The sequence below is a fragment of the Micromonospora sp. NPDC003776 genome, from assembly GCF_053605645.1.
Genome location: NZ_JBSGJR010000135.1, coordinates 1 through 12,923 on the forward strand (window position 1 = coordinate 1; position 12,923 = coordinate 12,923).

Here is a 12,923-nt window from a genome sequence, read left to right on the forward strand (position 1 = left end):
TGCAGACTCGTGGCGATCGAGATCACCGCGGCCCGCTCCGGCAGACCCGCCTTCTTCGTCGCCGCGATGATCGCCTTCGCGTTCGCGACCTGCTCGTCGTTCAGGCTGATGTGCGACTGCGCGCCCTGCACACCATGCGGGATCAGCTTCCCGGCGTCGGGCTTGTCGGCCTGCACGGCGGCGACCGGGGTCAGCGCGGTGGCCGGGGTGGCCTCCTGGTGGTGCAGCGGACCGGCGGCCAGACCACCGGCGAACGCGAGACCAGCAATACCGAGCACGCTCTTACGAATGATCGTGTTCATGGAAAGCTCCATTCGGGGGTTGGCGCACCACGCCGCCGATGGGGGTCGGCATCTCGCGCGGGCGCAAGCACCGTCAGGCGCTCAAAAGCAAAAGGGGGAAAGTCTTGGGGGATCCGGCACCGGGGACTCAGCCTTCGCGGCGCCGGGACCATGTGTAACGACCGGCGACCCGCCATCATTCCGGGGGCCTGCACCCCGCGTCGCGAGGTCTTCCTCGGTCGTTCACCGGTGTTCAACGCCCCCGCCCCGGCCACCATTCCGGCCGCCGGATGCCGCCGGTCACACCCCGAAACCGGACATTCGCCCCTCACCGGCGCGCGGCGGCCCACCCGTCCCGCCGGTCGGTGGAACGGCGTGGACGTCTCCGGCCAACGGTGACCTCCATGGCATTCCACCCAGCGGACGTGGTCAGGCCGGAACCGGACAGCGAGTTCAGCCGTCGCGTGGTGCCGCAGGTCGCACCGACGGCGCGGCCCGCCGTTTGCGGCAGGCCGAGTGGATCAAGGTGGCCCAGACGGCGAGGGGCCGGCCCAGGGAACACGCCGCGAATAGGTCACGAGACGCAGACCGGCCGGCCCCCGATGTTCGGGGACCGGCCGGTCATGGCGGTACGACTTACCAGAGCTGCTGGACGATGTCCGCGGCCTGGTCCTCCCACTGCGCGTACGCGTAAGGGAAGGCCGAGACCTGGACCGTCTGGGCCGCCGCGGTCAGCGGCAGGTCCTGCCAGCCGCCGACGTTCTTCAGCGCGTTGAAGAACGCCTTGCTGGCGTAGTCGGGGTCGGTGACCTGCTCGGGCGTGCCCCAACCGGACGACGGGCGCTGCTGGAACAGGCCCTCCGAGTCGTGGTCGTTGCTCTCGCCCAGGTGGCCGAGGTTGTACAGCTTCGACTCCTGCAGCGAGGTGGCCACGCCGATCACGGCGCCCCGCTCACCCACGCCGGTCTCCTTGGCCGCCTGCACGATGGCCTTGGCGTTGGCGAGCTGCGCGTTGTCCAGCGGGATCCGCGACTGGGCGCCCTCGACGCCGCGCGGGACGAGCTTGTCCCGGTTCGGCCGGTTGCCCTTGGTGTGGACCTTGTCGCTGGCGGTGGTCAGGCCCGACTCGACGGTGGTGGTCTTCTTGCCGGTGTCCGGGTCGGTCTCCGTCTTCTTGCCCGTCGCCAGGTCGATGGCGGCCACGGCACCGGAGTGCGGGCCGCTGGTGACCGGAGCCGCGATGGCGGTGGGGCCGAAGGCCAGGCCGCCCAGGGCGGCCACGCCCGCGACGGTCAGCGCGGCCTTGCGGTTCGGGGACTTCGCGATGGCGGCCTTCGCGGCGGCGGTCTTCGCGACGGCGGTCTGCACGACGGCGGTCTTCGCGATGACCGGGAGCCATCGAGTGAAGGTCTGCTTCACGATGGTTGCCCTTTCGATCGTTAGGACGCGCTCCGGGGTGAGCGCCCTCCGGGGGAACTACTGGCCGGTACGGGTTTGCGTGCCGGCGGTACGGGGGACACAACCAGCTCGACCTGTCGGTCATTCCGGAAATGCCGGAGTGGCGGCAGGCTGCGGTCCAGGTCACCACGGAAACCGGACAGGCGGGACCAGGCCGGGCGGGAAACGGCGGAACGGGACGCGACGGTCAGCGGGCCGCCGGGGTGCCGTACCAGACCAGGACGTGCCAGAGCTGCTTGAGATGCTGCAGCGTCACCTCGGCCGGTCCCCGGTCCGCCCAACGCTCCGGCTCGGTGACCACCGACGCGGCGGCCCGGCCGATCAGGGCGGCGTCGACGGGCTCCCCCGGCCGGCCGAACTCGGCGTGCACCCGCGCCGCGAGGGGTGGGATCGCCGGCCCCCGGAAGTCGGGGTCGATGCCGTCGACCGGCAGCTCGAACCCGGCATGCCAGGTCAGCGGAAAACCGTGCCGGTCGGCGACCCGGGCGAGGACCCGTGCCACGTCGGTGCCCCGGAAGGACGGGTCGACCACGAGCGTCTCGACGTCCCGGGCGAGGCTCAGCTCGCCGTGGATCTGCGCCTCGATGTAGTCGTCCAGGGCGCGACCGGCCTCGTACGACGCGCGCTCCCGGCGGCGGAGGAGGGTCTGCAGCAGCGCGTCGGTGTCCAGCCCGGCGACCCCGAGGCTGACGCCGGTGTCGGCGGTGGCGGTGAGCAGCGCGGCGAGCACCGGCTCGAAGACGTCCAGGGTGCCGAACTCGGTCGGCTCGAGGTGGCTGTCCCCGAAGCAGAAGGTCGCCCGCGCGAGGACCTCGGGACGCAGCCGCAGGTGGCAGGAGCCGAACCGCGGGCAGGCGCCGTCCGGGTGGTCCAGCAGGTTCAGGCCGCCGTACTTCGGGCGCTCGGCGGGGAGCACGCCGGGAAGCTGGTACGCCCCGCCGAACATCTTCTCCTCCCACCGGTCCCGGTCCCCGCCGGGGAAGGCGGTCAGCCCGCCGTTGGAGATGGCCGTCTCGAACTGGCTGCGGTAGACGTCCTCCTGGTCCAGTGCCTCCGCGACGCTCCGGCCGTCGCGCAGCAGCCGGTCCGGGTGGAAGTTCAGGGTCAGCCGCCCGTGCCGGGCGACCGCCGCGACCACCTCGTCCGACCGGTACCGGGCGCCGGAGCCGGTGAGGTGTCCGGCGATGACGGCGAGCGCCGCCGGCCGGTCGCGCAGCGCGACGTCACGGACGTACCGCAGGGCGGCGGCCTGGGCGGGGGTCAGCGTCGGTTCGGACACGCGCCAGAGTATCGCCGCGCCGGGCGGCGGGACCCAACCGGATTCTCAGGCGTCGGTGCCGAAGCCGTCCAGGGTGGCGCGTTCCTCGGCGGGGCGGAGCTCCTGGAACACGGTGAGGTGCAGGCCCGCCGGGCCGTCGAGGCGGGCGTTGAGCGACTGCCACGGGGTGACCGTGGGCGGGGCGACCTCCGTGGCGCCCGCCGCGACCAGCCGCTCGGCCGCCGCCCGGCTGTCGTCGACTTCGAACGCGAGCCGCAACCGGGGCGCGACCTGCCGGCCGACCTCCACGTCGTCGATCATCCGCTTCTGCGCCGGGTTGGCCAGTTCGAGAGTGGCGCGGCCCGCCTCCAGGATGACCACCCGGGCACCGTCGCCACCGGAGAACGCGGCCTGCTCCGGCAGGCCCAGGGCGTCGCGGAAGAAGGCGACCGCCGCGTCGTAGTCCTCCGCCTCCACCACCAGCCGCAGCTGTCGTACGGTCGGTGGGCGCTCGTTCGCGTGCTTGGTCACGGTTCCCGATCCTAGGCGTGCGCGACGGTACCCAACCGGGCCAGGAAGTGGGCGTTGTCCGCAGTGGCCGCGAGCTGGCGCAGCAACTGGTCCAGGGCGGCCGATCGGTCCACCTGGGACAGTGCGGCACGCAGGGCTCGCAGGCGTTGCCGCTCGACGGCGGTGAGCAGCAGGTCCTCCCGGCGGGTGCCCGAGGCCCGCAGGTCGACGGCCGGGAAGGCACGCCGGTCGGCCAGCGACCGGTCCAGCTTGAGCTCGGCGTTGCCGGTGCTCTTGAACTCCTCGTGGATCAGGGTGTCGGCGGCGGAACCGGTCTCCACCAACGCCGAGGCGAGGATGGTCAGTGAACCGCCCTCCTCGGCCGCGCGGGCCGCGGCGAGCAACTGCTTCGGCGGGCTGAGGGCGGCCACGTCGATGCCGCCGGAGAGGGTGCGGCCGGCCGACCGGACGGAGAGGTTGTAGGCCCGGCCCAACCGGGTCAGCGAGTCGAGCAGCACGACGACGTCGTGGCCCAGCTCGACCAGGCGCTTCGCCCGCTCGATCGCCAGCTCCGCCACCGTGGTGTGGTCCTGCGGCGGACGGTCGAACGTGGCCGCCACGACCTCGCCCTTCACCGAGCGGGAGAAGTCGGTGACCTCTTCCGGCCGCTCGTCGACCAGCACCACCATCAGGTGGCACTCCGGGTTGTTGCGGGTGATCGCGTTCGCGATCGCCTGCAGCACCATCGTCTTACCGGCCTTCGGCGGCGAGACGATCAGCGCCCGCTGGCCCTTGCCGATCGGCATCACCAGGTCGATGACCCGCGTGGTCAGGATGTGCGGCTCGGTCTCCAACCGCAGCCGCTCCCGCGGGTACAGCGGCGTGAGCTCGTAGAACTGCCGCCGGCGTCGCGCCTCGTCCGGTTCCATCCCGTTGACGGTGTCCAGCCGGGCCAGGGGTGCGTGTCGGCCGCGGCGCGGGCCGACGGCGGCCGCGCCGGTCACCAGGTCGCCGCGGCGCAGGCCGTAGCGGCGGAGTTGGGCAGGGGCGACGTGGACGTCGGCGGCCGAGGGCAGGTAGCCGTCGACCCGCACCAGCGCGTGGTCGTCGCGGATGTCCACGATGCCGGTCACTGGGACCGGCGGGTTGGCCTCAGGATTCATCGGGTGCCTTTCGTACGGTGGATGCCGCCCACAGCGGGCGGGCGGGAGTGACGCGCGGGCCGCCCGGCACGGCGGCGGGAACGGCGATGCGGCACGGAGTGGGAGCGAAGGACGACCGGATCCGGCCGACCGTTCGTGGGATGGCTCCGCGACCGGCCCGGCGGTGTGCCGGGACATCGGTGCGGTGAGGTGGAATTCCCGGGCGGCGCCGTGCGCCGGCATCCGGGTCCACTCGCAGGTTAGCCCGTCCGGGCGATGCCGGCAAGGACGGTGGCGCGGAACCACCGGTCAGGGCGCCACCGCGACCGGCGTTAGAGTGAGGGACGCGCCGATCGGAAGGCGAGCCCCGTGACTGCTACGACCGTCGCCGACCAGATCCGTCTGGGCGACCACGTGTGCTGGACCCACGACGACGAGAGCCATGCTCTCGACGCCGTCAGCCGCTTCGCCGCCGCCGGACTACGCCTCGGCCACAAGGTCATCTGCTTCACCGAGACGTCCACCCCGCAGGCGGTCCGCGCGCGCGTCGACGCCCTCGGGGTGCCCACCGAGGCTGCCGTGGCATCCGGCCAGTTGCGCATCGTCCCGGCGGCGGAGGTCTACCCGGCGGGCCGCCGGCTCCTCCCGGAGGCCATGGTGGCCACCGTGGTCGACGAGGTCACCCGTGCCAAGCAGGAGGGCTATCCCGGGGTACGGCTGGCCGGCGACATGACCTGCGTGCTGCGCAGCGGCATCACCCTGGACGACCTGCAGCGCTATGAGACAGCACTCAACCGGCTGTTCCTGGACCGGCGGGGCGCCGGACTGTGCCTTTACGACCAGCGGCTGTTCCCGGCCGAGCGGCTGCGCGCCCTGTCCGCCGCGCACCCCGGCTCGGCGGGGAGGCAGACCGGGCGGGCGTGGGTGCCGCTGCTGCGGGCGTACCGGACGACCGATCCACCGGGCCTGCGGCTGGTGGGGCAGGTGGACCGGAGCAACCGGGAGGCGTTCACCGCGGTGCTGGACGACGTGACGGCCCATGGCCGTACCGCGGTGCTGGACCTGTCCGAGCTGACCTTCGCCGACGTGGGCGCGGCCACCGCGCTGATCCGGGCCGAGCGCAGCAGCGCCACCGGCCTCCGGCTGGTGGGCTGCCGGCCCGCGCTGCGCCGGCTGCTGGGGCTGCTCGACATCGAGCCGACCGCCGGGTTCCCGGCGTGACCGAGACAGTGGGCCCGGGCGCCACCGGCCTCCGCCACGAACTCCTCCTCTACACCGACGCCGCCAGCCTGCTCGCCGTCCTCCTGCCGTTCCTCCAGGAAGGACTCGGCAATGGGGAGCCGGTGCTGGTCGCCACGCCCGGTCCGCAGCTGGCACTGATCCGGGCCGCGCTCGGCCCGGTCGGCGACGTGATCCGGTGGACCGACATGACCGAGGCGGGCCGCAATCCCGGGCGGATGCTGCCCTGGGTGCTCCAGTCCTTCGCCGACCGGCACGCCGGCCGCCGGGTCCGCATCGTCGGCGAGCCCGTGTGGCCCGGGCGCGCCGCCCAGGAGTACCCGGCCTGCGCGCAGCACGAGGCGGCGATCAACTGGGCGTTCTCGGGGCGCGAGGTGAGCGTGCTGTGCCCGTACGACGCGGGCCGGCTGGATCCTGGCGTGCTCGCGGAGGCGCGCTGCACCCACCCGTCGCTGCGCGGGCCGGCCGGCAGCCGGCCCAGCGCCGGCTACGCGCCCGCGGAGGTGGTGGAGCGGCACAACAGGCCACTGCCCGACCCCGCCGAGCCGGTCGCCGCCCTCCGGTACGACCTGGGCAACCTGCCGCTGCTGCGGCGGTTCGTGGCCGACCACGCCGGTGCCGCCGGCCTGGACGCCGACCGGGTGGCCGACCTGCAGATCGCGGTGACCGAACTGGCCACCAACAGCGTCGCGCACGCGGGTGGCGCCGGCACGCTGCGGATGTGGTGGACCTCGGAGCACCTGGTCTGTGAGATCCACGACGACGGCTCGCTCGCCGACCCGCTCGCCGGGCGGCTGGCCCCGGCGCACGACGGCATCGGCGGTCGCGGGCTGGTCATCGTGCACGCCCTGTGCGACCTGGTACGCGTACACACCACCGCGGCCGGCACCACGGTCCGGCTGCACATGCTGCGGGAGGCGCTGTGAACAGGATGGAACCGGTGCTGCGGCCGGTCGGGCGGGTGGAGTCCCCGTTGACCGATCCCGCGGCGGCGCCGAAGCAGGGCGACGAGGGGGCACCCGAGGCGTGGCTGGTCTTCGCCGAGGCGTACGCCCCGGCGCTGCGGGGGCTGCGCGCGGGCGCGGACGTGCTGGTGCTGACCTGGCTGGACCGGGCCGACCGGGACGTGCTCGTGGTGCACCCGCGCGGGGACACGTCCCGGCCGGAGACGGGCGTGTTCGCCACCCGCTCCCCGCACCGGCCGAACCCGGTGGGCCTGCACCGGGTCCGGGTCCTGCGGGTGGACGGCCTCCGGGTGCGGGTGGCCGACCTGGAGGCGGTCGACGGCACTCCCGTACTCGACGTCAAGCCGGTGCTCGACGGCGAGCGTTGAGGCCGCCGCGCCCCGGTGTGGGGCGGCTCAGTGCCCGCGGGCGATCCACTCGTCGAGGTGGGGCGCCTCCGCGCCGATGGTGGTGTCGTCACCGTGTCCGGTGTGGACGACGGTCTGCGGCGGCAGGGTGAGCAGCCGGTCCCGGATCGACGCGATGATCGTGCCGAAGTCGCTGTACGAGCGGCCGGTCGCGCCGGGCCCGCCGGCGAAGAGCGTGTCGCCGGTGAAGACCGCGCCGAGGTCCGGGGCGTACAGGCTGCACGCGCCGGGACTGTGCCCCGGGGTGTGCAGCACCCGCAGGGTCGTGCCGCCCACCTCGACGCGCTGGCCGTCGGTCAGCTCGCCGTCGGGCGGGGTGTCCGGGTGGACCAGGTCCCAGAGCACCCGGTCGGCCGGGTGCAGCAGGACCGGCGCGCCCGTGGCCCGGGCGAGCTCGGGGGCGACCCGGACGTGGTCGTCGTGGGCGTGGGTGGCCAGCACGGCGACCACCCGCCGGTCGCCGATCAGCTTGCGGATGGCGGCCATGTCGTGCGGCGCGTCGACGACGACGCACTCGGTGTCGTCGCCGATCACCCAGACGTTGTTGTCCACGTCGAAGGTCTGCCCGTCGAGGGAGAACGTGCCGGAGGTGACGGTGTGGTCGACGCGGGCGGTCACGGGAAGACCACCACCGAGCGCAGCACGTCGCCGTGGTGCATCCGGGTGAACGCCTCCTCGACCTGGTCGAGGGCGATCTCCTCGGTGACGAAGGCGTCCAGGTCCAGCCGGCCCTGCCGGTAGAGCTCGGTGAGCATCGGGAAGTCACGGCTGGGCAGGCAGTCGCCGTACCAGCTGGACTTGAGCGCCCCACCGCGGCCGAACACGTCCAGCAGCGGCAGCTCGATCCTCATCTCCGGGGTGGGTACGCCCACCAGCACCACGGTGCCGGCCAGGTCCCGGGCGTAGAACGCCTGCTTCCAGGTCTCCGGGCGGCCGACCGCGTCGATGACCACGTCGGCGCCGAATCCGCCGGTCGCGGCGCGGATCGCCTCGACCGGGTCGTCCTCAGAGGCGTTGACGGTGTGCGTGGCGCCGAATTTCCGGGCCCAGTCGAGCTTGCGGGAGTCGGTGTCCACCGCGATGATCGTCGTCGCCCCGGCCAGCGCCGCGCCGGCCACGGCGGCGTCGCCGACGCCGCCGCACCCGATCACCGCGACCGAGTCGCCCCGGCCCACCTGGCCGGTGTTCATGGCCGCGCCGAGCCCGGCCATGACGCCGCAGCCGAGCAGGCCCACTGCCGCCGGCCGGGCCGAGGGGTCGACCTTGGTGCACTGGCCGGCGTGGACCAGGGTCTTCTCGGCGAACGCGCCGATGCCGAGCGCCGGGGTGAGTTCGGTGCCGTCGGTGAGGGTAATCTTCCGGGCGGCGTTGTGGGTGTTGAAGCAGTACCAGGGGCGGCCCCGGCGGCAGGCCCGGCACTGGCCGCAGACCGCCCGCCAGTTGAGCACCACGAAGTCGCCGGGCGCGACGTCGGTGACCCCCTCCCCCACCTGCTCGACGACGCCCGCAGCCTCGTGGCCGAGCAGGAACGGGTAGTCGTCGTTGATCCCGCCCTCCCGGTAGTGCAGGTCGGTGTGGCACACCCCGCAGGACTGGACGCGGACCACCGCCTCGCCGGGCCCCGGGTCGGGCACCACGATCGTGGTGACCTCCACCGGCGCGCCCTTGCGCCGCGACACGACTCCCCGGACTTCCTGGCTCACGGCATCTCCCGTCTGTGGCGGTCCCTCCGGCGAACCTACCGCCGATCACCACCGTCGGCCCACCGTCGCATCGCGGTTATCCCGCGCGTCATCGGGTACGCGGGGGCCCGGTTCTCTGGCACCGACGGGAGTGATCATGAAACTGACCCATGCGCCGCTGCGGGTGGCCATCGGCGCGTACATCCTGAACTCCGGGCTTGGCAAGCGGACCCTGGAGGGTGACGCGGCGGCCGGGATGCACGGCATGGCGGTCGGGGCGATCCCGCAGCTGAAGCAGTTCGAGCCCAACCGGTTCGCCATGCTGCTGTCCCGGGGCGAGATGGCGCTGGGGGCCGCGTTGCTCGCCCCGTTCGTGCCGTCGCTGCTGGCCGGCGCGGCGCTGACCGCGTTCGGCGCCGGGCTGGTGCAGCTCTACCTGAAGACGCCCGGCATGCGCGAGGGCACCAGTCTCCGGCCCAGCCAGGCCGGCATCGGGCTGGCCAAGGACGTCTGGCTGGTCGGCGCCGGCCTGACCCTGATGCTGGACTCGTTGACCCACAAGCGCCTCCGCCCCTGATCGACGGCGGCCGGGGCGTCAGGCCGCCGCGGGCACCGGGACCGTCGCGCGCTCGGCGGCGTACCGGCGGCGGGCGGCGTTGCGGTAGCGCAGCACCTGCACCGCGCCGAGGGCCCAGAGCAGGTACTGCACGGCGAAGGCCCAGCGGAACGCGGCCAGCGGCGGCGTGCCCCGCCCGGCCGGGGTGGCCAGGTCGAGCACCACACCGACGGCCAGGATCAGCAGGATCGACGCGACGAACCCGCCGACGTTGACGATGCCGCTGGCGCTGCCGATCCGGTGGGCCGGGTTGAACGTCCGCGCGTAGTCGAAGCCGATCATCGAGCCGGGGCCGTTGACCGCCAGCACCACGACCAGCGCCACCAGCAGCCAGTGCGGCGCGCGTCCCGGCCAGGCCAGCACCACCGCCCAGACCGCCGCGGTGCCGGCGGTGATGGCGAAGACCACCACCGAGCGGTGGAACGGGTGCCGGGCGCACAGGTGGGCGATCACCGGACCGCAGATCAGCGTCACCAGGGTCATCAGGGTGAGCAGCGAGGCCGCCGCGGTGGGCGAGAAGCCCTGCCCCTGCACGAGGAACGGGTAGCCCCAGAGCAGGGCGAACACCGAGCCGGAGAACTGGGTGACGAAGTGGGTCCAGAGGCCGAGCCGGGTGCCCGGCTGGGCCCAGGCGTCGGCGAGCTGCCGGCGTACGGTGGCCAGGTCGGCGGCGACGGCGGTGGCGTGCTCGGCGTGCGGGGTGTCCCGGACCGCGGCGAGGACGAGCAGCAGCACGGTGACGCCGAGCGCCGCGGCGGTGAGGAACGCGGGCGTCCAGCCGGCGTGGTGCAGCAGCGCCACCAGGGGTACGGCGCCGAGGACCGCGCCGAGCTGCCCGATGGTGCCGGTGAGCTGCATGAGCAGCGGATTTCGCCGGCCGGGGAACCAGAACGCCACGATCCGCAGCACGCTGATGAAGGTCATCGCGTCGCCCAGACCGACCAGCACCCGGGCCGCGACGGCGAGGCGCACGTCGGTGACGACGGCGAAGCAGAGCTGGCCGGCGACCATCAGCACGCCGCCGGCCAGCAGCAGCCGGCGGGAGCCGAACCGGTCGAGCAGCACTCCGACCGGCACCTGCATGGCCGCGTAGACGGCGAGTTGGGCGACGGAGAAGGTGGCCAGGGCTGCGGCGTTGATGTGGAACCGGTCGGCGGCGTCGACCCCGGTGACGCCCAGCGAGCTGCGGTGAAAGACGGCGGCCACGTAGGCGGTGACCGCGACGGCGTAGACGAGGACGGCCGGGCGCTTGGCGGCGGGGCTCACCGCAGCGTCCGCAGCACGGTCGCGGCGTTGTCGATGTGCGCGGCGACCGCGTCGAGGAAGAGCTGGCGGTCGTCGCCGTCGAGGGCGGCGAGCTGGGCGGCGTGCTCGGCGAGGACGACCTCGGCCCAGCCGGGCGAGAGCCGGAAGCCGGCCTCGCCCATCCGGATCTGCCGGTCGCGCAGCCGGTGGTACAGCTCGGCGAGGATCTCGTTGCCGGCCGCCTCGACCACGGTGGCGTGGAAGGCCCGGTCGGCGGCCATCAGGGCGGTGACGTCCCCGGCGGCGTGCGCGCGGCGCATCTCGTCGAGCCAGCGGGCCAGGTCGGGACGGAGTTCGGCGCGGCGCGGCCAGACCCGTTCGGCGGCGTGCAGCTCCACCAGGCGGCGGGCCTCGATGACGTCGGCGATCTCCCGGGCCGAGACCGGGCGGATCAGCGCGCCCCGCTTCGGGTAGAGCTTGACCAGCCCCTCGGTCTCCAAGCGCAGCAGCGCCTCGCGGACCGGGGTGCGGGAGACTCCGGTCGCCTCGGCGATCTCGCCCTCGCTGACCAGCAGCCCACCCGGGTAGACCTGCTCGAGGATGGCCCGCTTCAGGTGCTGGTAGGCCCGCTCGGCCGCGGACGGCCCGGCGGCGCGCACGGCGGTGCCGGCGCTCGTGGGATGCGTCATGTATCTATGCTGCGCCTATCCTTCCCCCGTCCGCACCCCGCCCCGCCCGCAGGTGACCCACCCCACGCCGCGGGTCACGGGACGAGCGTGATGACGCCGTCGTGGCCGGTGAGGCGGGTGTGGTGGGGGGTGCTCACGGTGTCCAGGAGCTGGGCGAGCCAGGCGACCTCCGGCGGCGCGGCGGGCCGCAGGCGCATGGTGTGCATGCGGACCGGGACGAGGCGCAGCCGGCGCAGTTCGCCGGTCGCCGCGTCGAGGGTGGGCAGGAGCAGCAGGCGCAGCTCCGGTCGGTACTCCTCCTGCCCGCCGATCCCCTCGTAGTCGTCGATCAGGTCACCGCAGCCGTACAGGATCAGCCGCCCCCGGTACCGCTCGATCGGCCGGGGATGGTGGGAGGAGTGCCCGTGCAGCACGTGCACCCCGGCGTCGACGAGGGCGTGCGCGAACGCGACATGCTCGTCCGGCACCTGGTACCCCCAGTTGGTGCCCCAGTGCACCGAGACCACCACCAGGTCGGCCGGCCCGGCGTGCCGGGCGATCCGGTCGGCCAACGCCTCGGCCGACGCCACCGAGACCTCCGGCAGGTACGCCACCCCGGGCCGCCCCTCGGCCGCCGCCCAGTGCGGAAACACCCCGCTGGAGGGGGCGGCCACCGACCAGACCAGCAGTCGCCGCCCGCCGTCGAGTCTTACCGTGGCCGGCTCCCACGCCTCCTCGGCGTTGCGGCCGGCACCGGCGGTCCGGATGCCCCCGGTCTGCAGGGCGTCCAGGGTGTCGGCCAGTCCGGTCGGGCCGAAGTCCAGCACGTGGTTGTTGGCCAATGCGCAGACGTCCAGCCGGGCGGCGGTCAGGCAGGGCAGGTTGCCCGGATGCATCCGGTAGTGGATGCCCTTGCCGGGGGCGTACTCGCCCCGGGCGGTCACCGCGGTCTCCAGGTTCACGATCCGCACGTCCGGGCGCTCGGCGTCGAGCAGCCGCAGCGCGTCGCCCCACGGCCACTCGGGCGGGGCCGGACGCGGCACCGGGCCGGACACCGCCTCGGCCAGCTCCACGTAGCCACGCGCGTCGGTGACGGCCTGCTCGCGCAGCCCCGGCGGCCCCGGATGCGGCAGGATCTGGTCCACGCCCCGGCCGGTCATCACGTCCCCGGCGAGGAGGAGGGTCACCTCGGCCATGCCGGGGTGTTCCCGCGCCGGGCCCGGTTCGCACCTGCGAGTCCGCACGCGTGGCCGGCCAGGGGGCGGGGTACCAGGGCGGCCATGACGACGGACGTGACGATCGTGGTGGCCACCCGCAACCGGCGGGCGCAGCTGCTGGACCTGCTGCCCCGGCACACCGCCCCGGTGATCGTGGTGGACAACGGCTCCGACGACGGCACCCCGGCGGCGGTGGCCCGGGCGTTCCCGCACGTGCGGGTGGTGGAACTGGGCC

The 12,923-nt window shown here is 73.9% G+C and carries 12 protein-coding genes and 2 pseudogenes; 4 read left to right on the plus strand and 10 right to left on the minus strand.

Features of this window, described 5'->3' with window-relative positions:
- The 5 genes and pseudogenes from ACWEVO_RS13990 to rho form a co-directional block, all read right to left on the minus strand.
- Positions 1-302: pseudogene (locus tag ACWEVO_RS13990) on the minus strand (hypothetical protein); the annotation flags it as partial.
- Between the two features lie 615 nt (positions 303-917).
- Positions 918-1,700 carry a hypothetical protein gene (locus ACWEVO_RS13995; protein WP_452307916.1) on the minus strand — a complete coding sequence of 261 codons (783 nt, stop codon included), beginning with the start codon at positions 1,698-1,700 and terminating at the stop codon, positions 918-920.
- A gap of 226 nt (positions 1,701-1,926) precedes the next feature.
- On the minus strand, positions 1,927-3,018 hold the full coding sequence (locus ACWEVO_RS14000) for a DUF3626 domain-containing protein (protein ID WP_452307917.1): 1,092 nt from the start codon (positions 3,016-3,018) through the stop codon (positions 1,927-1,929).
- Positions 3,019-3,063: 45 nt separating this feature from the next.
- Positions 3,064-3,528 (minus strand): VOC family protein, encoded by a 465-nt coding sequence (locus ACWEVO_RS14005; protein WP_452307918.1) that lies wholly within the window; start codon positions 3,526-3,528, stop codon positions 3,064-3,066.
- Between the two features lie 11 nt (positions 3,529-3,539).
- Positions 3,540-4,679 (minus strand): annotated as a pseudogene (gene rho, locus ACWEVO_RS14010) (transcription termination factor Rho); the annotation flags it as partial.
- A 339-nt stretch (positions 4,680-5,018) separates the two neighbouring features.
- Here rho and ACWEVO_RS14015 point away from each other — a divergent pair.
- Genes ACWEVO_RS14015 through tsaA form a run of 3 tightly spaced genes read left to right on the plus strand, consistent with a single transcriptional unit; the run spans position 5,019 to position 7,221 of the window.
- A complete protein-coding gene (locus ACWEVO_RS14015) occupies positions 5,019-5,870 on the plus strand; it encodes an MEDS domain-containing protein (protein WP_452307919.1) in 852 nt (283 codons plus the stop codon).
- Positions 5,867-6,814 carry an anti-sigma factor RsbA family regulatory protein gene (locus ACWEVO_RS14020; RefSeq protein WP_452307920.1) on the plus strand — a complete coding sequence of 316 codons (948 nt, stop codon included), beginning with the start codon at positions 5,867-5,869 and terminating at the stop codon, positions 6,812-6,814. The genes ACWEVO_RS14015 and ACWEVO_RS14020 overlap by 4 nt, the downstream gene beginning before the upstream one ends.
- Before the next feature lie 5 nt (positions 6,815-6,819).
- Positions 6,820-7,221, plus strand: coding sequence for a tRNA (N6-threonylcarbamoyladenosine(37)-N6)-methyltransferase TrmO (gene tsaA / locus ACWEVO_RS14025; RefSeq protein WP_452307927.1), 402 nt, complete (start codon positions 6,820-6,822; stop codon positions 7,219-7,221).
- A gap of 27 nt (positions 7,222-7,248) precedes the next feature.
- Here the strand turns inward: tsaA and ACWEVO_RS14030 are convergent, their stop codons facing one another.
- Positions 7,249-7,878 carry an MBL fold metallo-hydrolase gene (locus ACWEVO_RS14030; protein WP_452307921.1) on the minus strand — a complete coding sequence of 210 codons (630 nt, stop codon included), beginning with the start codon at positions 7,876-7,878 and terminating at the stop codon, positions 7,249-7,251.
- Positions 7,875-8,963: an S-(hydroxymethyl)mycothiol dehydrogenase gene (locus tag ACWEVO_RS14035; RefSeq protein ID WP_452307922.1), complete on the minus strand. Its 1,089-nt coding sequence runs from the start codon at positions 8,961-8,963 to the stop codon at positions 7,875-7,877. Before ACWEVO_RS14035 ends, ACWEVO_RS14030 begins: the two co-directional genes overlap by 4 nt.
- A 136-nt stretch (positions 8,964-9,099) precedes the next feature.
- Between ACWEVO_RS14035 and ACWEVO_RS14040 the strand changes: the two genes are divergently transcribed.
- Positions 9,100-9,519, plus strand: a complete 420-nt coding sequence (locus ACWEVO_RS14040) for a hypothetical protein (RefSeq protein WP_452307923.1) — start codon at positions 9,100-9,102, stop codon at positions 9,517-9,519.
- 18 nt (positions 9,520-9,537) lie between these two features.
- Here the strand turns inward: ACWEVO_RS14040 and ACWEVO_RS14045 are convergent, their stop codons facing one another.
- The 3 genes from ACWEVO_RS14045 to ACWEVO_RS14055 form a co-directional block, all read right to left on the minus strand.
- Complete coding sequence (locus ACWEVO_RS14045) at positions 9,538-10,824, minus strand: MFS transporter (protein WP_452307924.1); 1,287 nt, start codon at positions 10,822-10,824, stop codon at positions 9,538-9,540.
- Positions 10,821-11,492 (minus strand): GntR family transcriptional regulator, encoded by a 672-nt coding sequence (locus tag ACWEVO_RS14050; protein ID WP_452307925.1) that lies wholly within the window; start codon positions 11,490-11,492, stop codon positions 10,821-10,823. Before ACWEVO_RS14050 ends, ACWEVO_RS14045 begins: the two co-directional genes overlap by 4 nt.
- Positions 11,493-11,566: 74 nt before the next feature.
- Positions 11,567-12,667, minus strand: a complete 1,101-nt coding sequence (locus tag ACWEVO_RS14055; protein WP_452307926.1) for a CapA family protein — start codon at positions 12,665-12,667, stop codon at positions 11,567-11,569.
- Between the last annotated feature and the right edge of the window lie 256 nt (positions 12,668-12,923).

Coding starts and splice junctions, on each gene's coding strand:
- ACWEVO_RS14055 (WP_452307926.1), bottom strand. CDS start 12,667: ATGGCCGAGGTGACCCTCCTCCTCGCCGGGGACGTGATGACCGGCCGG.
- ACWEVO_RS14050 (WP_452307925.1), bottom strand. CDS start 11,492: ATGACGCATCCCACGAGCGCCGGCACCGCCGTGCGCGCCGCCGGGCCG.
- ACWEVO_RS14040 (WP_452307923.1), top strand. CDS start 9,100: ATGAAACTGACCCATGCGCCGCTGCGGGTGGCCATCGGCGCGTACATC.
- tsaA (WP_452307927.1), top strand. CDS start 6,820: ATGGAACCGGTGCTGCGGCCGGTCGGGCGGGTGGAGTCCCCGTTGACC.